This window comes from Paraburkholderia dipogonis (assembly GCF_046027395.1).
GTDB lineage: Bacteria > Pseudomonadota > Gammaproteobacteria > Burkholderiales > Burkholderiaceae > Paraburkholderia > Paraburkholderia dipogonis_A.
Genome location: NZ_JAQQEG010000044.1, coordinates 1 through 20,409, shown reverse-complemented (window position 1 = coordinate 20,409; position 20,409 = coordinate 1). Strand labels below are relative to the sequence as shown.

Below are 20,409 nucleotides of genomic sequence, written 5' to 3'. Positions count from 1 at the left end.
ATGCAAAAAGTTCGAGATGCCCGGCAGCGGATCAAGCACGCCCTGCTGGCTGCAACGGCGGCCACGGCGTTCGCTGCGATAACTGGCGGCAACGCCTTCGCTCAAACTCCGACATCTGTCGAAGCGCTGAAACCTGGCGAAGCTGTGAAGATTTACAGTGCGCCAGACACCAAGAGCAGTTCGAAAAACGCGGCGGAATCGCGGCTTGCCGTAATGGGCGCGTCTAAAAATGGCTTCTATCCCGTGACGTCCGAGGGCAAGCCCTATTGGGTAGACGGCATGACTGTGAAGGTCGTTCGCAATGCGCAGGCCCGCTGCAGTCAGTCTGCTGGCGTCCAGGCCGCCGGCACGCTGGGCGCCGCCGCCAACCGGTGTGGTAATTGATCATGCGCACCGGACGCCGATACTTTTGTGGTGCATGCGCAGGCCTTCTGCTCGGGGCGTGCGCGGACGTCAAAATGCCGGGCGGCTTGTCGAACCTGGGCATCGGCGGCGGTTCCGCGAAAGGACCGACGCTCGACACCGTCGGCTCCATTCCGCCGCCGCCCGCTCGCGACTGGCCCGACATCAGGCTCGATCTGATGAACGCGCGTGCCGACGGCTGGGGCCTCGTGCCGATGCCCGAGATGGAGGCGTATCTGAACGGCCTGCTCGCAACGATCAAGAAAACCGCGGGCACGCCAAACTATCCGGGCTCGGTGCATATCATCTCGGAGAATGGACTCAACGCGAACTCAAGTCCGGGCGGGAACATCTTTGTGTCCGTGGGCTGGCTGCAGTCAGCCGAATCGGAAGACGAGATATTTGCGATCCTCTCTCACGAGTTCGGCCATATCTACCTCAACCATCACGCGATTTTCGACGCGCGCACGGCCGGCGATACGTCGCTCGCCATCGTGTCGCTCGCCTGGACGGTGACGAACAAATCGCCGACGTCCAACTCATGGACCGGGGTGGACAATATCGCGGTGGTGCAGACGCTTGGTACACGGGTGCTGTTTCCCGCCTGGCAACGCAGCGTGGAGGAGCAGGCGGACCGGTTCGGCGCGACGATCAGCTTGCGTTGCGGCTACTCGTATGTCGACGGTTTCAAGGCTTTCTTCGAGCGCGTCATAGCCTACGATCAGGATGCCAAAGCACGACGTCAGAAGCTGCGTGAGAAGCAACTGCAGGCAGGGCGGGAGAAGGCGGGCCAGCAGGCCGCAGCGCAGGCACGCACGCAGCCGGTCGCGCCGGGTGTCGGCGGCAGCGCAGCACAAACGGTGAACCAGCTCAGCAGCATTGGCGAGCTGCGTGACGCGGTCTCGCAGTACACGTCCGCGCGTGCGGGCGCGCAGGCGAGCGTCGCAGAAAATCTCTTCGACGCGCGCGCGGTGATTGACGACCAGATCTCGGCTCAACTCGAAACGCTGCACGACGATCACGGCGATCCGGCCGCTCGCGAGGACAACTTGACCGAACTCGTGCGCCCGATGCTCGGAGACAAGCGGCCCGACCCGCGGATCGAGCCCTGGAACGCCGCCCGGAAGCGCGGCTCGACTGCGCTCATTCTGGCCCACTACAAGGCCATATCCGAGATGCAGGATCTGCAGGCGGCAGGTAGCTACTCGCAAGCGTTGCAAGTGGCGACGATGGTTGCATCCGGTCCCACCACGGACCATGCTTATCCCGTGTTCCTCTTGTCGAATCTGATGACACTATCGCGGTCCGCGCCGTCGGATGCGCAGACCCAAGTGCTGCGGCGCAATCTGAATTCGCGCGACCGCTCATGGGCGGTACAGACCAATCTTGCCAACCGCATAGGGCAGAAAGACCCGAAGCAGGGCGAAGCGTTTTTGCTGCAACAGTTCGAGTACTTCGGCAGGACGTCGGTGACCTGGCCGAGCGTGGTCTCGTGGTACCGCGAGCATGGGGATATCAACCGCGCCAAGCAGTTGGCTAACACGTGCTGGACGGAGCATCCGGAAATGCGTGCGGCCTGTGTCGCCGCTTCGCAGGCCCCGGCGCAGAAGAAGAGCGACGATCAGGCAGGCGGGTTTGGTAAGGCCGTCGACAAAGTGCTCGATCAGGCGAAGGGCCTGTTGCCGAAGTGATGGCTCGAGTGGTTTGGCTGTCGAGTTGTCGCGGAGCATGAACGCCGCTAACCCGCATGCCGTTCTATCCGGCGCAGAGTCGATCTACGTCCGTACGGAATGCTGAGCGAACCATTGGAGAATGCGTTCCCGCGCCGGATGCAGGGCTCCGGCCGTCTGCAGCCAAAGCACATATACCCCGGTGGTCTTCAAAGGCGTGCCGAACGGAACAATCAGATTGCCGCGCCTGATCGCGTCCTCGGCCAGCGTCAGGTCCGTCATGGCGACACCCAGTCCCCGGCTCGCCGCATCCATCGCCAATTCATCCAGATTGAAGGTGATGTGCTTATAGCCGTTCGTAGCCGACTTGCCGTTGGCCTGCAGCCAGACAGTCCATTCGTGGTGGCTGGTCGAGCCGTGAATGAGCGTGTGTTCCGCCAACTCGGCCAGCGAGGTCGGCGGCGGTTTGCCGTTGACGGCCGAAGGTGCGCATACCGGTACGAGGAACTCCTCGAATAGCGTCAGAAATGCCGGGTCGTTGGGCATTTCGGAGAGGTAGAGGATATAGGCATCGCACTCGCCCGATGGTTCGACGACTTCCGTCGCGACCGTCTCGATCGAGAGCGACAGGTCGGGACATTGGGCATAAAAGTCGATCATTCGCGGCAGTAGCCAGCGAACCGCGAGCGACACGAATATGCGGATGCGGAACGGCCTGTCACGCCGGGTGAGTTGCTCATCGAGCGCTCGCAGTTCTCCAAGTACCTTTCTGGCGACTTCGAGCACCGCTTTGCCGTGCTCCGTCAATTGCATGTTGCGGCTGTTGCGAACGAGCAGCGGCGCACCGTAGTGACTTTCCAACTGCTGAATCTTCCGGCTCACCGCGCTTTGAGTCAGGTGCAGCTTGTCTGCCCCCTCGGTAAAACTGGCCGACTCCGCCACCAGTGCGAGCGCCTGAAGGGCTTGGAGAGACGGCGGACGATAGAGTTTATCCATGCGTTTTTTTAATGCTTCGATGAATTAATAACGATGGTTGCCGCTTTGAGCTCGCCATATAGTTGCACAAAAGCACAGGTGTTGTCGGGCAACGATGCCAATTTTTCATGCTTTCGCCGAACCAGGATCGCTCGCGTCGACGTAGGAGAATTGTTTTGATCGAAAATGTATGCGGCTGGATTGCCCAGGCTGGTGTCTCGCCCGTTGGAGCAGTCCTGAGAGGAACTCATCGAGCGGATTGGCTGGTGATCGGCGGGGGTTTCACGGGTTTGTCGGCAGCCCATGCGCTGGCTGAAATGCACCCGCAATCGCGCATTGTCGTGGTCGATCGACAGCGCGCGGCTCAAGGCGCTTCGGCGCGCAACTCCGGTTTCGTGGTCGCCTATGAGCGTCCCGATCGCGACGAGTTGGCCGGGCGGTCGCTGAACGGGAAATACCTGGACGTGACCGCAATCGGCAAAGCGGCGAGCGAAGAGGTGAGGCGACGCGTGGCGACCTTGGGCATCCAGTGCGACTTCAGCGATGCCGGCTATTACTTCGCCGTCCACGATCCAGCGAAACTCGACGAGGCGGAAGCCCAGGTGCAAACCCTGCGTGAAGCAGGCGCAAACGCGGAATTGCTGGGAAGCCGGGAGATGACGCAACGATTGGGTTCGCCTTTCTACCAGGCGGCAATCTGGTGCGGCGGCGGTAACGGCCTGCTTCAGCCAGCCAAATACGCCAAAGGACTGCTGGATGCGTTGCCCGAAAATATTTCACTCTACGAGAACACAGAGATATCCAGCCTCGAACGGATGAATGGCGGTGGTATTCGCGCGCGTTCGAACAACGGCGATATTGAAGCCGGTCAGGTCATTGTTTGCGTTGGAGCCTTTTTGCCTAGGGTGGGAATGGCAGATCGCGCCGTCTTTCCACTCGAACTCAGTGCGTCCCTCAGTCGGCCGCTGAACGAAGACGAACAGGCGCAACTGGGCAACGCGGCCGAATGGGGAATTCTTTCGACCCGTGCCGCAGGTGCCACGCTACGCTTGACGCGCGACAAACGCCTGCTGATTCGTAACACCGTGGAATATCGCCATCGCGATCTTGCGGGACACTCACTCGCGGTTCGCCGGGCCAGACATCTGCAGGGATTGCAGCGCCGATTCCCCTGGATTACAGACGAGCATCTGCAATTCACATGGACGGGCCATCTGAGTGCAACGCGCTCCGGTGAGCCTCGCTTCGCGCAACTCGAGCACGGTGTCTATGCCGCGGCCGGATGCAACGGCTCGGGCGTCGCACGCGGCACGCTGTGGGGGCGGCTGCTTGCGGAAATGGCATCGGGCGGTCAATCGGCGCTGCTGACCGCAGTCCTCGACAACGCAAAACCGGGCTGGGTCCCACCCCGACCGTTCTTCGATATCGGCGCTTCCATGCGTCTGCGATACGAAGCTCATCGCGCGGCCACCGAGTCTTGATACCTTCGCTGCGTTCGATCACGGCCTCACTGAACAATCCCTTTCCACATTCATAACCTGCCCCGAGGAAAACACGATGCGCGTTTCCTGTTTCGGATCCCGCTTGCGGCATGCGGCGTTTGCGAGTGCCTGTATAGCGACAGCCGTGGCCGCATGGACGGCGCCGCCAGCCCACGCCGCCGATAATGAACTGAACGTGTACAACTGGTCGGACTACATTGCGAAAGACACGGTCCCGAACTTCCAGAAGCAGACTGGCATTCACGTGCGATACGACAACTACGATAGCAATGACACGCTGCAGGCCAAGCTGCTCGCGGGAAGCTCGGGCTACGACATCGTCGTGCCGACGTCGAATTACATGGGCGCGCAGATTCAGGCCGGTGTATATCAGAAGCTCGACAAGTCGAAGTTGCCGAACCTCGCGAATTTGAGCCCCACGCTCATGCAGATGGTCGCGGGAGCCGACCCTGGAAACCAGTACGGCGTGCCTTGGGCATTTGCCGTGATCGGCATCGGGTACAACGCGCAGGCGGTGCAGAAGGTGCTCGGCGCAAACGCGCCGTTCGATAGCTGGTCGCTGGTTTTCGATCCCGCCAATCTCTCCAGGCTGAAGGGATGCGGCGTCTCGTTTCTCGACGAATCGGTCGATGTGTTCGCAGCGGCGCTTCAGTACATGCACAAGGATCCGAACAGCACCAACCCGGCCGATTACCAGGCCGCGTTCGAGATGTTAAAGAAAGTGCGTCCCTACGTGACAGAGTTCAACTCGTCCGGCTATATCAACGATCTTGCGAATAACGACGTCTGTGTCTCGATCGGTTTTGCCGGCGATGTGGGCATCGCGCATCGACGCAGTGCCGAGGCTAAACAGCCGTTCGACGTCAAGTTCTCGAACGTCAGGGAAGGCGGGCTGGTCGCGTTCGACATGATGGCGATTCCCAAGGACGCGCCGCACCCGGAGGCGGCACTCAAGTGGATCAATTACATCGAGGACCCGAAGGTGAACGCGGCAATTACCAACGAGGTGTTCTACCCGACGGCCAATGTGCCTGCGCGCAAGTTTGTCACGCCCGCCATTGCGCAGGACCTGTCGGTCTATCCGCCGGACGACGTGTTCAGGAAGATGACGCTGATGAAGCCGAAGCCGATTGAAATCCTGCGGCTTGAAAACCGGTTGTGGTCGCAATTGAAGACCATTCATTGAGCGGGAAGGCTGCTGGACGCGTCGGCATTCGAGAGGGCGTTTGGTCGCGTATGTCGCCGGCGGTCACCTGACCGTCGGCGCAGTCTCCCTTTCAGCTTCCCGAGACCAACTTGAGCCCGATGACGCCCACCAGAATAAGAAGGATGCACATGACCCTCATCGGCGCAGCGGAATCGCCCAGCACCGCCATGCCCAGTATCGCCGTACCCGCTGCGCCAATGCCGGTCCAGACCGCGTAGCCGGTCCCCACCGGCAGCGTTCTCGGCATGCAGGAGCAAACGATCCAGCAGGAAGCCGCGCCGCAGGAAGCCAAGCAGCAGAAACCTGCCCAGCGTAAGCCACCCGGCAAGCGGCGACCACGGGCCACCGCCTGAATGAACCAAAGGCGATTTGAGTGACGAAAGGCGCGAGCAATCGTGCCTTTTTTCGTGTCACAGGCCGAAGAAACCGGACGGCCGAAATCGCCATCGCGCCACGCCAGGGCAAGTCCCGCCCTCATCCTGAACACCCCCCGTTTCCCCTGCAAGATGGAAGTTAGCTTTAGGACCTCTCTGATGTCATACGCGTCTGCGGTGGTAATAAGTTTGTAACTGTAGTGAAAGCTACATTGACAAACGGCGAAAGCCATTCAACCAGATAAAAACGATGACAAACAGACGGTTATTTTTGCGCACTAGCGCAGTGTCTCTTGTGGGTATCGCTTCGCACATCGCAAGGGCGACCCCCGCATCTCCCCAGGTTTCTACCACCTCGCGGCATGGATACGCGTTAACAAACGGTGCGACCGCACTGAAACGCGATGACGGATCGTGGATATTCTGGGTGCGCATCATCAACTACGACAATCCGAAGGGCGACATCGCAGCCAGTCCACAGGTGGCAACGGATCGGTCGTTCTCGCAGATCATCGACAACGTGCCGTTCACTCTCACCGCAGCGCAATCCTTTATCGCACAACCCGTCTACACACCGAAAGCCGGTAGCACGCAACTCTATTACCGCTATGTGATCGACTCGAATCCTTCGAATGCGCCGTCCGTGAGTTCGATTGTCAGTTCAATTGCCCCGTGGAATACCGAATCAAAGGCTGAATAAAAAATGGCACGAGTAGAAATGGTCTTGCAATGCGTGGAGTCCGGATCGAATTCGATGAGCACCTATCAGGCGTTTATGTCTGCGGGGAACAGCCCCAATGACTCCCTGTCACTCATTCAAAACGGCAGTAATCTCGTCGCGACCGTCTCCAATGTCGCGCCAATACTGCAACCGATCCGTATCATCACGAACGGCCTATCCGCCACATCTGCATTAACGCGGATCGTGACGGACTGGAAAGACCCGAACAAAAAGGTTCAACCGGGAGATGTGCTGACACTGATGAATGCCACGGGAACAATCGTCGTAACGCTCCTTGTGTGGGCGGAAATCGGTCCCGGCGCAGCGGCGGCAATTGGTGCGCTCGCGCTGGCTGCTGACTTGCAGTCGTCGTTTCAACCGTATGTGAGTTCAGCGAAAATATGGCTCGGCGCTACGCTGTCAAAAACGATGCAGCTTTCCAGCCCCGTGTCACCGGCAAGCGCGTCACTTTACTGGGGAGGCATGCCGGATGGGAGTGGATGGAATCTCTACTCATACGACGAACTGATGTCGGGGAAAGGGCTATTCGCTTGCATGACCGACGACATGGTGTCGGGCACCATCTTCAGAATTAAAGGGTCACCGGTGCCGGGTAGCTTCACGCCGGTCAACGAATCCCAATACAAAACGGATCGTTGCCAATATGACTACGTTCAGCTTAATGGCAGAGATGAAAGCAGCTGGATGACTTATTGCCAGAGTACGATGTACAGGTAACCATGAGCCGATTGCGAATGCCAAGTTGTATCCGAGCCGCGCTCATTTGTTTCTTCCTTGCATTCCTCTGTGAAGGTCTGGTCGAAATCGTGCTACTTCATTTTTATTCCTTGCCTTGGGTGGGTTATCTGGCGGTGTTCGCGAGTGTGGTGGCAAACCCTTTGGCAATAGGCTGGGGGATAAAACGGAAAAGACGCGGTTACGACCTCCTCAAATGGATTGCGGCGTTTAGTCTCGCGTGGACTATATCGGGTGGTCCATATCTTTACGTATTAGGCGTGTGGGCTATCGCGCTGATAGCTCTTTGTGCGTGGCTCCGCGTCGGAGCCGTGTTAATGTTGCGGCGCAAGTCAGCGAAGTTCTGGATCAACACGGCCACGGTCGGAGGCTATCTGTAGGTGCGCCAGGTGACAGATCGTGTCTGAATGCAAACGCCCGCTTCGCGCGGGCGTATTTCGCTATCTCAGGACAATGGGAGATGTGAATAGTCTTCACGCACGGGGCTTCAGAAGCCTGTGGATCATCGCTGATTTACGCCACCAGGATAGCAGCCACGCATTCAACGCTATCACCACAAGGAACGTGAAAATCAGGCCGCCCGTACTGGTATTTCCGCTTAACGTTTTGAGGGAATAGAGAACTGACGCAAGCAATCCGAATAGGAAAAAGAACAGAGGTTTGCCGGGTGACTCTACACCGCAAATCTCGCCGGTAGCATGATTCAACCACCCTGCCAACGTTTGCCAGTTCTTGGGATCGCGCAGGACCGCCGTCACCACCATGCCGTTTTCAAGCCGGGGTGCACCGGCTATCTGCACGGCATACTGACGTCTTCCCGCGACTGTTACGTTAAAGGTAAGTCTGACTGTTCTCAGTCCATATTGGTCTTTCTGTTCAACTACTCTGCCGATGTCTTCAAGCGTGACAGTAACGGCGTGGTAAGTCATAGGCGGATCGTCCTTCAGGGAACAAGGAAAACATCGAATATAACCCGCCCGCCATCCCGTATTCCGTCTCACTCATCTGCGAGTGTCGGATCAAGATCAATATCACCCGATGAGTGAATGGTGAGCCGGTAGTAGCGGGGTCACGCCGGTTTGATGATCGCTTCCACATCCTTGCGCGGAAGCATCGGCATCTTCGCGCTGAAGATGTGCTCACCAGCCGGCACGTACAGCCGCACGCGCTCACTACTTCCCACTTCAGCCACCGGCTTGCCGTCGATGTTTAACGTCGCGGCGTTTCCCGCACCGAAGAACGAGCTATCGCGCGTAATGATCACGGTGCCATAGTCCACACCTTGCGGCTTCTCCTGATACGCCATTACGCGCTCAGGGGGCACCGGCACCGCATTCGCACCGGGCGGTGTGGCTGCGCATCCGCTCACGAGCATTCCAGCGGCCACCGCCGCGCACATCATTGCTTTCTTCACTACTCACCGTCCGGAATCGGCACCGTTGAAGAGCTGATGGAAGTGTGGACGATGAACCGACTTTCGGAGATCGATAAACCTGTCGGTCTATTGAACACGGCGGGTTTCTTTGCAGCGTTTCTAGGGTTTATCGACCATATGGTCGACACGAAATTCCTGCCTGCGGCGCATCGGCATTCGATATCCGTGGATGCAGACGCGAGCGCTTTAATTGACAAGCTTCACAGCCACGCACGTGTCGATGTGCCTAAGTGGCTATAGCATCTTCCAGGTCGACCGGCGCGATGTCCGTAGCCTGTGTTTTGCTGTTCAGGCGCGGCATTGTCGGGGAATGTGCGCAATGGATTGAGCGGCGCGGGCGGATGCGAGCCCGTGGTCTCGAACGTCCGGCGCAGCACAAGGCGGTGCGGACAGGGCTGGCCGAAGGGCAAGGCGGGTAAGCCGGACTCGCTCATTCAGCGCTAATTCTGGGCGCGCAATATGTCTTCGTGGCTGGCCGGGTTGCTTCATAAAAAGGACAGGTCGCCGCCGCTATCTCGCGTTGAGCATCGGACGGCTGAGGACCTGGAAATGAGCTTTCATCCATCCCTTTTGGTTTTTGTGAGCGTCGGCCTGTGTGGAATGGGCATCGCGGCGTGGCTGGCAATCGTCGTGGAAAAGCTCGATGCCGCGCTGACTTCGCCGCATCGAACTGCCGCCGTTCATTTGCGGACGGAGCCGGGATCGACCTGGCAAGCGACGTCGCGATAGCACGAGCCGTATCCCATACCCAGAATGAAGCTGCAACTCCGAAGGAGAATGACCATGAACAAGTTTTTCCGCACCACACTGCTCGCCGCCATGATCGCTTTGCCGACTGCGGCGTTCGCACAACCTGTCACTCAGGTCGATGAAATGCAGGTCGAGATGGTGGCCTATGAAGTCATCGGTGTCGATTCACCGCAGATGTCGACGCATACCGCTCCGGCTATCGAGAACAACGGCACGCATGCTGGCGCAATTCCAGCCGAAATGTTGCGTCCGAACAACGTGGGCTTGAATTCGATTTACCTCCGTCACTAAACAATGACGCAGACAGAAAATCGCAACCGGCGATTACTCCCGACACATGTCGGGCAGTAATCGCCGGTTCAACGCTTGCGAGTCGCCAATTAATTTATGCACTGGCGCGTTTTGACGCGAATGCCGGGCGCGCTGACAGCGTTCGCCTGAGCGGATCTATGGTGATATCGAGTGCCGACCGTCCTGGTCTTCCCAGTTTCCGGCAATGTGCGCGGGCACGGACCGACTATCGCAGTCCACCCGCGTTTCACGCTCAGCTATTGCATTTCCGCGCCGCAGTCGAGGCGGTTCAATCGGCCTGCACTCGGGACGCGTCGCGCGAATAAAACGCGAACGGTTGATGGTTCATCTCGAGCATCCGCATGCGGCTTTCGAGGTCGATGAAATCGACCGATTCGGCCAGAAACGCGTCGCGATGACGGTCTCGTGAATTGAAGAAGAATGAACCCAGGCCCTTGGCAAATTTTTCAAACATGACGTGCTCCGTTCGTTAGTACGACGAGCGTTATGAATGAATGGCCTCAAAATGAAGCGCTGCCCGTCGATGAACATCATCGTAGGCGCGAAGAATGAGTTGCAAATGAGCGATGAGTGGGGCGATGAACGCAGGGTGATGTTATGTGCCAGGCAGGTAGAGCGGCACGATCGCGCCACGCTGTTTCCGGCTACCGGATAGGCCACTCATCAAGCAGCACCGTCCGGTTCAATCGGAAAACTGACCGTCGCAACAATGCCGGACTGTCCGTCGCTGCGATTTCGCAGCGTCACCGTCCCGCCATACCGCGTGACAATCGCCTTCACAATCGACAGCCCGAGCCCACTGCCTTCAATGTCCGTATTGGCGCGAAAGAAACGATCGAATACGCGGGGCAGCAGGGTTTCGTCGATGCCGGGACCGGTGTCCGTCACTTCGACATTCACCATGCCGTTCTGCACACGGGTCGACAAATCGATTGTGCCGCCGTCGGGCGTATAGCGAACTGCATTGCTGACGAGGTTCTTGATCACCGTGCCGACGTCGAGCTCGATTGCGCGCACGTTGGCGTTGACCATTTCGTCCGCGCCGATATCGATGCCACGCTGCATGGCAATCGGCAGCACATCAGCAATGGCGTTGACGACGGCGGCCCCAACATCGACGCTGACCATCGCCCGTGTCAGAGATTGACCGACGGGCGGCGCGTCCGCGCGGGCGAGCCGCAACAACTGCGAAATCAGATTGCTGCTTCGCGTGATACCGCCTTGAAGCGCACGAAACCGTTCCTGATTGCTCGGCATGATGTCGCGTTGCAGATTGTCAGCCTGCAATTGCAGAGCCGTGAGCGGCGTTCGCAACTCGTGCGCCGCGTCGGAAATGAATTTGCGTTCACTCTCGATGGAGCGGGCAAGTCGCTCGATCATCAGATTGATCGAGCGGATGAACGGCAGCAGTTCGGCGGGCACACCCGCGAGCGGCAACGCCTGCAGATGGTTCACATCGATAACGCGGACCTCGTTGCCAAGCCGGTTCAGTTCCCGCAACGAACGACTCACGACGAAGATAACAGCGGCCCAGACGAGCGGAATCAGCACGACGATCGGCCATAGGGTCTTCGTCGCGGCGGTCTCCTCGATCTCATGACGTACGGACAGGCGCTGCGCGACCTGGACGGTCTGAGCGCCGTCGCGAGCCGTATAGATCCGCCACCGTTCGCCATTGACAACCGGCGACGTGAAGCCCGTGGCCGCATCGCGCGGCAGGAGCAGCGACGGCTCGGTGGACCGCACGGGCTGTGTTTCGCCTTCTTTCCAGATGACGATGAAAATATCGCGGGCGTCTTGCGAGCCGCGCGCCGGAACCGTCGGGATGCCGTCGCCGAAGCCGACTCGCAAACGCGATGCGACCTGTTCCATGCGCAGGTCGAGCACCGCGCTCATGCCGGCCACGCAGAACTGGTAGGAGCTCACGCCCTGCAGAATGGCGAACAGGCTCACCACGGCGCCGATTGCGATAACGAGTTGGTTGCGGAGCGATTTGAGCATGGATGTGAACTTCAGGAGAAGGGAGTGGCCAGGACGCGAGAGGAAGCATGCCTTTCCGTCATTGACTTCAGGATGAGCGTTGCTACATCGCGGCGTGAGCCCCACGGTTCATTTGCGGCCTTTGCCTGCGGGCTCGGCGGGAACGATCTGGACGTGCTCGATCGCGGCTTCCACCAGATCCTCGGCGCTTCGTATGCCGTCGGCGGATGCGGCCAGCGCATTCAGGCGTCCGTCGATCAGAAGCAAAGCAAGCCCGTGAACGTAGGCCCAGCCCGCGGTCATGGCGATGGCCTGAGCCGCGGTGATCCGGCCGAACGAGGACTTATCCTCCTCCGCGCGTTCGGTTGGCGCGCCGAATACGCCGGCCAGGGCGCGCGCCGACACTTGCCGCGCCTGCGCGAGAGCAGGGCGCGCCGCGTCGAGCATTTCGTTGCGCGACATGAGGTGCAGCAAATCGGGATTGGCCACCGCGAAGCTGACGTAGCCGCGGGCGATGGCTTTGCGCCGCGCCTGGCCCGCTTCGATACCGTCCGCCTGCTCCGCCATGGAAGCGGCGAGCCGCCGGTGTCCGCTGGCGGCAAGTTCGCTCAGCACACCGGCCGTGTCGCCGAAATGATGCTGGGGCGCCGTATGCGATACGCCGGCCTCGCGCGCGATAGCGCGCAACGTCAGGCCGCGAATGCCGTCGCGCCGTAGTACGACCTCCGCCGCTTCAAGCAATGCGTGGGGCAGCGCGCCGTGATGATAGGGCTTGTCGCGTGACGAGTGATCGGCCGGGGCTGTGGTTTTTGGGGACGCGGACGCCTTGCGGCGTGACGTTGCTTCTTTCATGGTTGTTGGTCGTGGTCAGTATTTTTACAGTGAAAAGATATATTGACCGACTGAAAGGGAAAAGTCAAAAATCTTCGCGCTGAACATATCGACGGGAAGTGTTTCACGCGTGACTGCCTCATGGCCCGTAAGCGCGCCACGCAATGGGCCGGCTAACTACCGAGGCGCGCGAGCGCATCACGCATCGGGGCGATCGGAATCTTGACGATGCCGTCGAGCGGCGTGTCCATCTCGAGGATCAGAAAGATCGCGCCCGACGCGGACAGCGCGCAAAGCAGGTACGCGACGATGAGCGTGCCGTTGCGTGGTGCGAGAAGTCCGAAGGTGCCGAAAATGATCGACAGCCAGCACACGAGCACAACGAGTAGCGGGAGCGGCAACGAACCGGCCCGTTGCAACAAGGCAAGCGAGCGCGCGGTAAAGACGTCGTCGGCAATACGCAGTGCGCGTGCGCGCAACTCGCGCTGGGCGTCGCTGGTCGGTTCGAGCGCGGTGATGCGGCGCTGGAACTCCTCCATGCGCCCGATGATTTCCGGGCTGTTCAACCTGGCTGCGCGGGTGGCGTCGGAGGAGGCGAGCAGATCGATCCAGGCGGCGTAATTGCGCCTGAGCGAACCGCGCAAGTCTTGAGTCCGCGGCCCATACTCCGACAGCACGCTATCGAGCCGGATGATGTTGGCGGCGTTGTGAATCAGGTCGTTATTGACGGTATCGAACGAGCCCTTCGCGGACGAAATCAACAAGCCGAGCACCAACGCCGCAATCGTCGCCACAAGGCCGATGGCGAGCTTGATCGCGCTGCTCGACGCTTCGCTCAAGTGATGATCGGGCAGCACGGAACTCAAGTACAGTCCAAGCAGCGCGCTGCTGAACACACACAAAAAGACGCCGAATGCGATGAACAGGTGATTCACGCTGCGATGCTCCTCTGCCGATTGCCGGCATACGTCACGGACTACATGCCGTTCAGCCGATGCAGCCGGTATCCGTTGATCAGGCCGACGTCCTACGCGCTCTCCAGCGCGCGAGCAATATCTTCGGCGCGGACGACGACAAAGCGTGCGTCCTGTCTTTGTACATGCGAAGCGAGGGGCTCGATGCCCAAACAATCGTTGGCTATTTCGCTTAACGTGTCTAAACGTTCATCGCCCAGCATATTCATGCAGGTGGCTGTCATCAAGTGGATTCCTTGTTTGCGCGGCAGGCTGCGCCGTTAGGGGCGATCCGGAATTTCAGTAGTGCCACTGATCGAATCACCATGCTGTTCATGTCAGGTGCGATATCTTTACATCGGTAAGATTATCGTCTCATAGCGCGACGCCCGTCAAGTTATCTTTGCACTGTAAAAATATAGGGGAATGGATTTCCGTTAAGACCGGCTCGCTGATCCCGATGCGTCTGTTCGCATGCATTGATAGCGGCGGGCAGGTGTTTGAACCGTCGCTATCGTTGCAAGTGCACCGATTTTCATGAGGCGCTGCGCTTTTCCCATCCGGCCCACATCGCGATGTTTGACGACATGCCGGCGCGTCTCGCCGGCCACGCCGACCAGCAGCAGGAAGATCGAACCGGTGGCTGCGGCACTCGCGCTCGCCACCGAGATATCTATGAGCCATTCAAGCACGTCGACCATGGGTCATCTCCGTCGTTACCATGACGATGAGGATATCGGGCTTGAATTAGCGATGAATTAGCACGGTTTCAGGCTGCCGTAAGCTTCGCGGCCGGCAGCGGTCGGTACACCGCGAGGCCAGGCCGCACGCCGCTAGACGGCCTGGACCATTGCCGGCCAACCTGGTAGCATCACGCGCAGAGACGCCGTGGATAGTCGGCGGCCCTGCAACTCGCTGGACATCGATATAAATTGGGTATGGAAAAGAAACGATCGCGGATTCGCCGAGAAGCGCTGTGCCCGCCGATTGGCGCGCTGCTGCGCTACCGGGCGCGCATCGTGCGCGTCGTCGCCGAAGCGCGCGGCCAACGGGCGATGATCGAATCGCTCGACACCACGGGCCGCACGTTTGTCAGCACCGTGAAATGGAACAGCCTGCGCGAACTCGGCGCTCAACTGTTCTGATATTGAAGGCCAACGCATCGGCCTGAAATCGGCGGAAAATCAAATAGTGGGAAGCGGGCGCGCGCCGCATTCGCCTCATGACATTAGGGAATGCCTAACCTTGAGCCGGCGACGTTCAGCGTCGTAAAATCGTGGCACATCGATTTGAGGGCCCAGCAATGCGTCTGGCTTCTCGTTGCGATTTCAACCGCGCTTTGCGCCGTGATACCCTGCGGCGCCCGGCGCAGCGGCGTTCCAGGCTTCTTCGATCCGCTCCTCGCAATGAGGCCAGCGGCGCTCGCGGATTTGTCGTTCGATCCGCATCATGACCCCGCTCATTTCCGTCAAACGGCTCAGCAAGCGCTTTCCCGGCGTGAGGGCGCTTCACGAGGTCCAATTCGAACTCATGGCGGGCGAAGTCCACGCGCTAATGGGCGAGAACGGCGCCGGCAAGTCGACGCTGATGAAGATCCTCGCCGGCGTGTACACGAGAGATACCGGCGAAATTCTCTATGACGGCCAGCCGGTCGATTTCCAAAGCCCGCGCGAGGCGCAGGCCGTGGGCGTGGGCATCATTCATCAGGAACTCCAGCTGATGAACCATCTGACCGTCGCCCAGAACATGTTCATTGGCCGCGAGCCGCGCGGGCGCCTCGGCCTGTTCCTCGACGAAGACAAGCTCAACGCGCAGGCGCACGACATTCTCGCCCGCATGCATGTGAGTCTCGACCCGCGCGCGGTGGTCAGCACGCTCACTGTCGCGAGGCAGCAGATGGTCGAGATCGCCAAGGCTTTATCGTTCGATTCGCGCGTGCTGATCATGGACGAACCGACCTCGGCGCTCAACGATGCCGAAATCGCCGAGCTGTTCCGCATCATTCGCGAGCTGAAGAACCGGGGCGTGGGAATCATCTACATCTCGCACAAGATGGACGAGCTGAAGCAGATTGCCGACCGCGTCACCGTCTTGCGCGACGGGGAATATGTGGCCACCGTCGCGGCGAAAGACACCAGCGTGGACGCGATCATCGGCATGATGGTCGGGCGAACCTTGACCGACGCCGCGCCTTCCCAGCACATCGCCAACCAGGGTGAGGTCGCACTTGAAGTCACCAAGCTGAACGCCGGCCCGCTGGTCAGGGACGTGAGCTTTGCGCTGCGCAAGGGCGAGATACTCGGTTTTGCTGGCTTGATGGGCGCCGGTCGCACGGAAGTCGCTCGCGCGGTATTCGGCGCCGATCCGATCGAGTCGGGCGAGATCGTCGTGAAAGGCGTGAAAGCGACGATCAGGAATCCGAGCGATGCGGTGGCGCGCGGTATCGGCTATCTCTCGGAAGACCGCAAGCGGTTCGGCCTCGCTACCGCAATGAGCGTCGAATCGAACATCGTGATGTCCAACTTGCGCAAATTCCTGTCGCTTAACTTTTTCCTGCGCCGCGCGCAGATACGCAAGACTGCTGCCCATTTCATCACTCTGCTCGCGATTCGCACGCCTTCCGCGACACAGGAAGTGCGGTTGCTCTCGGGCGGCAATCAACAGAAAATCGTCATTGCGAAATGGCTCGAGCGCGACTGCGACGTGCTCTTCTTCGACGAGCCGACGCGCGGCATCGACGTCGGCGCCAAAAGCGAAATCTACAAGCTTCTGCGCTCGCTCGCCGATCAGGGCAAGGCAATCGTAATGATCTCGTCGGAACTGCCGGAAATCCTGCGCATGAGCGACCGCATCGTCGTGATGTGCGAGGGCCGCATTACCGGTGAACTTTCAGCGACGGGAGCGACCCAGGAGCGCATCATGCAACTGGCGACGCAGCGCGAACCCCTAAACGCGGCGTGAGCCTCGAGAGGTCTTTCATGACATTGCAATCGGATACTTCGGCGCTAGGTAATAAAAAGAGGTCCTCGGGCCTTAGAGCCCGCGTCTTCACGCCGACCGCTTTGCAAAAGCTGCTCGCCTTCGGGAGCCTGATCCTGCTGTTGGTGTTTTTCAGCTTCGCGTCTCCCGCTTTCATGCAGATGGACAACATGCTCGGGATTCTGCAGGCGACGGCGGTCAACGGCGTGCTGGCGATTGCCTGCACGTTCGTCATCATCACCGGCGGTATCGACTTGTCCGTCGGCACATTGATGACCTTCACGGCGGTCATTTGCGGCGTGTTTCTGACCTACTGGCATTTGCCGATGTGGACCGGCGTCCTTGCCGCGATTGGCACGGGCGCGATCTGTGGGACCGTTTCGGGCACCCTCACGGCGAAAATGAAAATACCGCCGTTCATTGCCACGCTCGGCATGATGATGCTGCTGAAAGGGCTGTCGCTGGTCGTCTCGGCCGACAAGCCGATCTATTTCACCGACACCGAAAACTTCTACATGATCTCGCAGGATTCTCTGATCGGTGATCTATTGCCGGGCCTGCCGATTCCGAACGCGGTCCTGATTCTGTTTTTCCTGGCTGTGGTGAGTTCGATCACGCTAAATCGCACGGCGCTCGGCCGCTATACGTTCGCGCTCGGCAGCAACGAAGAGGCGGTGCGTCTGTCCGGCGTGAACGTCGATCGGTGGAAGATCGCCATTTACGGCCTGAGCGGAGCGATTTGCGGCGTCGCCGGTCTGCTAATCGCCTCGCGCCTGAATTCGGCCCAGCCTGCGCTAGGCCAAGGTTACGAACTCGAAGCGATCGCGGCCGTGGTGATCGGCGGAACTTCGCTGAGCGGCGGTGCGGGCACGATTCTGGGCACGATCATCGGCGCGTTCATCATGAGCGTGTTGACCAACGGTCTGCGCATCATGTCCGTCGCACAGGAATGGCAGATCGTGGTGACAGGCCTCATCATCATTCTCGCGGTATACGGCGATATTTTGCGGCGCAAGAAAAGCTGACGCGACGCGGGGAAGAATAAGGAATGGAGCGCCATAAGCTCCCCAACGGCTGAAGTTGATAGCCCATCTTAGGAGGAGAAACACCATGTTGAAAAGAAAACTAATCGGTGTCGTGGTCGGCGTTGGCGCTCTCATCGGCGGGACGAGCGTGACGTACGCGGACACCTACATCCCGCTCATTTCGAAGGGCTTCCAGCATCAGTTCTGGCAGGCCGTCAAAGCCGGCGCGGAACAGTCGGCCAAGGAGCACAACGTCAGGATCACCTTCGAGGGTCCGGAAACCGAGGCCATGGTCGACAAGCAGATCGACATGCTCTCGGCCGCGCTCGCCAAGAAACCGCAGGCGCTCGGCATCGCCGCGCTCGACAGCAAGGCGGCCATTCCGCTGTTAAAGCGCGCGCAGGCCGCCAAGATACCCGTGATCGCGTTCGACTCCGGCGTGGACAGCGATATTCCGCTGACGACGTGTGCAACGGATAACCTCGCCGCGGCCGCCCTCGCCGCCGACAAGATGGCCGAGGCGATCGGCAATGCCGGCGAAGTCGGCGTGATCGTGCACGATCAGACGAGCCGCACCGGCATCGATCGCCGCGACGGCTTCCTCAATGAAATGAAAGCGAAGCACCCGAACGTCAAGATCGTCTCAGTTCAATATGGCGGCGGCGACCATTTGAAATCGGCGGAAATCGCCAAGACGATGATCCAGGCCAACCCCAATCTCAAGGGCATTTTCGGGGCGAATGAAGGCTCGGCCGAGGGCGCCGCGATCGGCGTCAAGGAATCGGGCAAGAAGCTGGTGCTGATCGGCTACGATTCGGGCAAGGAGCAGAAGGACGACATCAATTCGGGTTTGATGGCCGGCGCCATTACGCAGAACCCGGTCGGCATCGGCAAGTGCGTGGTCGACTCCGCGGTGAAGGCGCTCAAAGGCGAGAAGCTGCCCAAGAAAGTCGACACGGGGTTCTACTGGTACGACAAGACCAATATGAGTGATCCGAAGATCGCGGCAGTGCTCTACGACTGACCGTCGCGTTTTGAGCGTGTCGAGAGGGAAGGGTCGCGGCATCGTTCGATGCCACGGCCCTCTTTGCATTTAGAACGAAGTCGATGGCTGTCGTAGAGGAGCGTGTTCAGATGCCCACGATCACCAAGCTGTCCGTCCGTGACATTCGGTTTCCCACCTCGCGCTCACTGGACGGCTCCGATGCGATGAACGCCGCGCCGGATTATTCCGCCGCCTACGTCACGCTCGAAACCGATTCGCCCGACGCGCTCACTGGCCACGGCCTCACTTTCACGATCGGACGCGGCAACGAGATTTGCGTGACTGCGGTACAGGCGCTTGCTCCGTTGATCGTCGGCAAAAGTCTCGAGGATATCGCCGCGAATATGGGCGCTTTCTGGCGCGCGCTGACGTCGGATAGCCAGTTGCGCTGGATCGGGCCGGACAAGGGCGCGATTCATCTGGCGACCGCGGCTGTCGTGAACGCGGCCTGGGATCTGTGGGCCAAAGCGGAACACAAGCCCGTGTGGAAGCTGCTCGTCGACATGAGCCCCGAAGAGCTCGTGCGTTGCCTCGATTTCCGCTACGTGACGGATGTGATCACGCCGCAGGAAGCGATCGCCATGCTGCATCGTCACGCGAAGACGCGAGGCGAGCGCGAAAAGGAGATGCTCGCGCACGGCTACCCGGCCTATACGACTTCCGCGGGCTGGCTCGGTTACGACGACGACAAGATCCGCCGGCTCGCGCGTGAAGGCGTCGCGCAGGGTTGGACGCACTTCAAGCAGAAGGTGGGCGGCAATCTCGACGAGGATATGCGCCGCGCTCGCATCCTGCGCGAAGAAATCGGCGAAGACCTGAAGCTGATGATGGACGCGAACCAGGTGTGGGATGTCGACGAAGCGGTCGCGAACATGCGGCGCCTGGCGGAATTCGATCCGTGGTGGATCGAGGAGCCCACGAGTCCCGACGACATTCTCGGCCACGCGGCCATCCGTCAGCGAATTCGGCCTATCGGCGTCGCGACGGGCGAGCACTGTCATAACCGGGTGATGTTCAAGCAGTTGCTGCAGGCGCAGGCCATCGACTTCTGTCAGGTCGATAGTTGTCGGCTGGGTGGTCTGAACGAGGTGATCGTCGTTCTGTTGATGGCGGCGAAATTCGGCGTGCCCGTGTGCCCGCATGCGGGTGGCGTCGGTTTGTGCGAGTACGTGCAGCACATTTCGCTGTTCGACTATATCTGCGTGTCGGCGTCGCTGGAAAACCGGGTGCTCGAATACGTGGATCATCTGCATGAGCATTTCGTCGATCCGGTTGTGATCCGCAATGGCCGCTATATGCCACCGCAACGTCCGGGTTACAGCATCGAGATGCATGCGGCGTCGCTTGATGAGTATGACTTTCCTGCGGGTCCAGCCTGGAAGATCTGACGCGCTCCGGGCCGCGCAGGTTTCCTGAGCCGTCAATTTTCGCGCGTCGTTACTCAGACGTTCTGTGATCGGGCGCGGGCGGGGCACAGGGCGGGGGACCCCGC

The 20,409-nt window shown here is 59.8% G+C and carries 27 protein-coding genes; 15 read left to right on the top strand and 12 right to left on the bottom strand.

Features of this window, described 5'->3' with window-relative positions:
* Both PQR32_RS34110 and PQR32_RS34105 read left to right on the top strand, forming a co-directional pair.
* The gene (locus PQR32_RS34110; protein WP_408237775.1) at positions 1-384 is read left to right on the top strand and encodes a hypothetical protein; all 384 of its coding nucleotides are present in this window, start codon (positions 1-3) and stop codon (positions 382-384) included.
* A 74-nt stretch (positions 385-458) separates the two neighbouring features.
* Positions 459-2,093: a M48 family metalloprotease gene (locus tag PQR32_RS34105; protein ID WP_408237772.1), complete on the top strand. Its 1,635-nt coding sequence runs from the start codon at positions 459-461 to the stop codon at positions 2,091-2,093.
* An 84-nt stretch (positions 2,094-2,177) separates the two neighbouring features.
* Here the strand turns inward: PQR32_RS34105 and PQR32_RS34100 are convergent, their stop codons facing one another.
* Together PQR32_RS34100 and PQR32_RS34095 are read right to left on the bottom strand one after the other, a co-directional pair.
* A complete protein-coding gene (locus tag PQR32_RS34100) occupies positions 2,178-3,068 on the bottom strand; it encodes a LysR substrate-binding domain-containing protein (protein ID WP_408237769.1) in 891 nt (296 codons plus the stop codon).
* 8 nt (positions 3,069-3,076) lie between these two features.
* Positions 3,077-3,415 carry a hypothetical protein gene (locus tag PQR32_RS34095; protein WP_408237951.1) on the bottom strand — a complete coding sequence of 113 codons (339 nt, stop codon included), beginning with the start codon at positions 3,413-3,415 and terminating at the stop codon, positions 3,077-3,079.
* On the opposite strand from PQR32_RS34095, the gene PQR32_RS34090 reads away from it, so the two are divergent.
* Together PQR32_RS34090 and PQR32_RS34085 are read left to right on the top strand one after the other, a co-directional pair.
* Complete coding sequence (locus tag PQR32_RS34090) at positions 3,365-4,528, top strand: NAD(P)/FAD-dependent oxidoreductase (RefSeq protein WP_408237927.1); 1,164 nt, start codon at positions 3,365-3,367, stop codon at positions 4,526-4,528. The genes PQR32_RS34095 and PQR32_RS34090 overlap by 51 nt on opposite strands.
* Before the next feature lie 76 nt (positions 4,529-4,604).
* A complete protein-coding gene (locus tag PQR32_RS34085) occupies positions 4,605-5,735 on the top strand; it encodes a polyamine ABC transporter substrate-binding protein (protein WP_408237766.1) in 1,131 nt (376 codons plus the stop codon).
* A gap of 91 nt (positions 5,736-5,826) precedes the next feature.
* Here PQR32_RS34085 and PQR32_RS34080 read toward each other — a convergent pair whose 3' ends face one another.
* A complete protein-coding gene (locus PQR32_RS34080) occupies positions 5,827-6,243 on the bottom strand; it encodes a DMT family transporter (RefSeq protein ID WP_408237763.1) in 417 nt (138 codons plus the stop codon).
* A 314-nt stretch (positions 6,244-6,557) separates the two neighbouring features.
* Here PQR32_RS34080 and PQR32_RS34075 point away from each other — a divergent pair, with 314 nt between their 5' ends.
* Entirely contained in the window at positions 6,558-6,830 is a 273-nt protein-coding gene (locus tag PQR32_RS34075; RefSeq protein WP_408237760.1) for a hypothetical protein, read from the top strand.
* A 54-nt stretch (positions 6,831-6,884) separates the two neighbouring features.
* Positions 6,885-7,589 (top strand): hypothetical protein, encoded by a 705-nt coding sequence (locus tag PQR32_RS34070; RefSeq protein ID WP_408237757.1) that lies wholly within the window; start codon positions 6,885-6,887, stop codon positions 7,587-7,589.
* 491 nt (positions 7,590-8,080) lie between these two features.
* On the opposite strand, the gene PQR32_RS34065 is transcribed toward PQR32_RS34070, so the two are convergent.
* Together PQR32_RS34065 and PQR32_RS34060 are read right to left on the bottom strand one after the other, a co-directional pair.
* Positions 8,081-8,536 carry a hypothetical protein gene (locus tag PQR32_RS34065; RefSeq protein ID WP_408237754.1) on the bottom strand — a complete coding sequence of 152 codons (456 nt, stop codon included), beginning with the start codon at positions 8,534-8,536 and terminating at the stop codon, positions 8,081-8,083.
* 140 nt (positions 8,537-8,676) lie between these two features.
* Positions 8,677-9,021, bottom strand: a complete 345-nt coding sequence (locus PQR32_RS34060; RefSeq protein WP_408237948.1) for a hypothetical protein — start codon at positions 9,019-9,021, stop codon at positions 8,677-8,679.
* On the opposite strand from PQR32_RS34060, the gene PQR32_RS34055 reads away from it, so the two are divergent.
* From PQR32_RS34055 to PQR32_RS34045, 3 genes are all read left to right on the top strand, one after another.
* Positions 8,902-9,282: an LOG family protein gene (locus tag PQR32_RS34055; RefSeq protein WP_408237924.1), complete on the top strand. Its 381-nt coding sequence runs from the start codon at positions 8,902-8,904 to the stop codon at positions 9,280-9,282. The genes PQR32_RS34060 and PQR32_RS34055 overlap by 120 nt on opposite strands.
* Before the next feature lie 219 nt (positions 9,283-9,501).
* Positions 9,502-9,771, top strand: coding sequence for a hypothetical protein (locus tag PQR32_RS34050; RefSeq protein WP_408237751.1), 270 nt, complete (start codon positions 9,502-9,504; stop codon positions 9,769-9,771).
* A 54-nt stretch (positions 9,772-9,825) separates the two neighbouring features.
* Positions 9,826-10,083, top strand: coding sequence for a hypothetical protein (locus PQR32_RS34045; RefSeq protein WP_408237748.1), 258 nt, complete (start codon positions 9,826-9,828; stop codon positions 10,081-10,083).
* A 289-nt stretch (positions 10,084-10,372) separates the two neighbouring features.
* Here PQR32_RS34045 and PQR32_RS34040 read toward each other — a convergent pair whose 3' ends face one another.
* Positions 10,373-10,558, bottom strand: a complete 186-nt coding sequence (locus PQR32_RS34040) for a DUF3563 family protein (RefSeq protein WP_408237745.1) — start codon at positions 10,556-10,558, stop codon at positions 10,373-10,375.
* Positions 10,559-10,594: 36 nt separating this feature from the next.
* On the opposite strand from PQR32_RS34040, the gene PQR32_RS34035 reads away from it, so the two are divergent.
* Entirely contained in the window at positions 10,595-10,759 is a 165-nt protein-coding gene (locus PQR32_RS34035; RefSeq protein WP_408237742.1) for a hypothetical protein, read from the top strand.
* Positions 10,760-10,767: 8 nt separating this feature from the next.
* Here PQR32_RS34035 and PQR32_RS34030 read toward each other — a convergent pair whose 3' ends face one another.
* The 5 genes from PQR32_RS34030 to PQR32_RS34010 all read right to left on the bottom strand — a co-directional run bounded on the left by PQR32_RS34030 (position 10,768) and on the right by PQR32_RS34010 (position 14,569).
* Entirely contained in the window at positions 10,768-12,105 is a 1,338-nt protein-coding gene (locus PQR32_RS34030; RefSeq protein ID WP_408237739.1) for a sensor histidine kinase, read from the bottom strand.
* A 108-nt stretch (positions 12,106-12,213) separates the two neighbouring features.
* Positions 12,214-12,825 (bottom strand): TetR/AcrR family transcriptional regulator, encoded by a 612-nt coding sequence (locus PQR32_RS34025; RefSeq protein WP_408237736.1) that lies wholly within the window; start codon positions 12,823-12,825, stop codon positions 12,214-12,216.
* Between the two features lie 263 nt (positions 12,826-13,088).
* Positions 13,089-13,850, bottom strand: a complete 762-nt coding sequence (locus PQR32_RS34020) for a bestrophin-like domain (RefSeq protein WP_408237733.1) — start codon at positions 13,848-13,850, stop codon at positions 13,089-13,091.
* Between the two features lie 92 nt (positions 13,851-13,942).
* Positions 13,943-14,116: a hypothetical protein gene (locus tag PQR32_RS34015; RefSeq protein ID WP_408237730.1), complete on the bottom strand. Its 174-nt coding sequence runs from the start codon at positions 14,114-14,116 to the stop codon at positions 13,943-13,945.
* 189 nt (positions 14,117-14,305) lie between these two features.
* Entirely contained in the window at positions 14,306-14,569 is a 264-nt protein-coding gene (locus PQR32_RS34010) for a hypothetical protein (RefSeq protein WP_408237727.1), read from the bottom strand.
* 237 nt (positions 14,570-14,806) lie between these two features.
* Between PQR32_RS34010 and PQR32_RS34005 the strand changes: the two genes are divergently transcribed.
* Entirely contained in the window at positions 14,807-15,013 is a 207-nt protein-coding gene (locus PQR32_RS34005; protein ID WP_408204575.1) for a hypothetical protein, read from the top strand.
* 183 nt (positions 15,014-15,196) lie between these two features.
* On the opposite strand, the gene PQR32_RS34000 is transcribed toward PQR32_RS34005, so the two are convergent.
* Positions 15,197-15,319 carry a hypothetical protein gene (locus PQR32_RS34000; protein WP_408237724.1) on the bottom strand — a complete coding sequence of 41 codons (123 nt, stop codon included), beginning with the start codon at positions 15,317-15,319 and terminating at the stop codon, positions 15,197-15,199.
* Here PQR32_RS34000 and PQR32_RS33995 point away from each other — a divergent pair.
* The 4 genes from PQR32_RS33995 to PQR32_RS33980 all read left to right on the top strand — a co-directional run bounded on the left by PQR32_RS33995 (position 15,318) and on the right by PQR32_RS33980 (position 20,305).
* The gene (locus PQR32_RS33995) at positions 15,318-16,829 is read left to right on the top strand and encodes a sugar ABC transporter ATP-binding protein (protein ID WP_408237721.1); all 1,512 of its coding nucleotides are present in this window, start codon (positions 15,318-15,320) and stop codon (positions 16,827-16,829) included. The genes PQR32_RS34000 and PQR32_RS33995 overlap by 2 nt on opposite strands.
* A 17-nt stretch (positions 16,830-16,846) precedes the next feature.
* Positions 16,847-17,872 carry an ABC transporter permease gene (locus PQR32_RS33990; protein WP_408237718.1) on the top strand — a complete coding sequence of 342 codons (1,026 nt, stop codon included), beginning with the start codon at positions 16,847-16,849 and terminating at the stop codon, positions 17,870-17,872.
* Positions 17,873-17,957: 85 nt separating this feature from the next.
* The gene (locus PQR32_RS33985) at positions 17,958-18,896 is read left to right on the top strand and encodes an ABC transporter substrate-binding protein (protein WP_408237715.1); all 939 of its coding nucleotides are present in this window, start codon (positions 17,958-17,960) and stop codon (positions 18,894-18,896) included.
* A gap of 110 nt (positions 18,897-19,006) precedes the next feature.
* Positions 19,007-20,305, top strand: coding sequence for an L-fuconate dehydratase (locus PQR32_RS33980; RefSeq protein WP_408237712.1), 1,299 nt, complete (start codon positions 19,007-19,009; stop codon positions 20,303-20,305).
* The last annotated feature ends 104 nt before the right edge of the window (positions 20,306-20,409 follow it).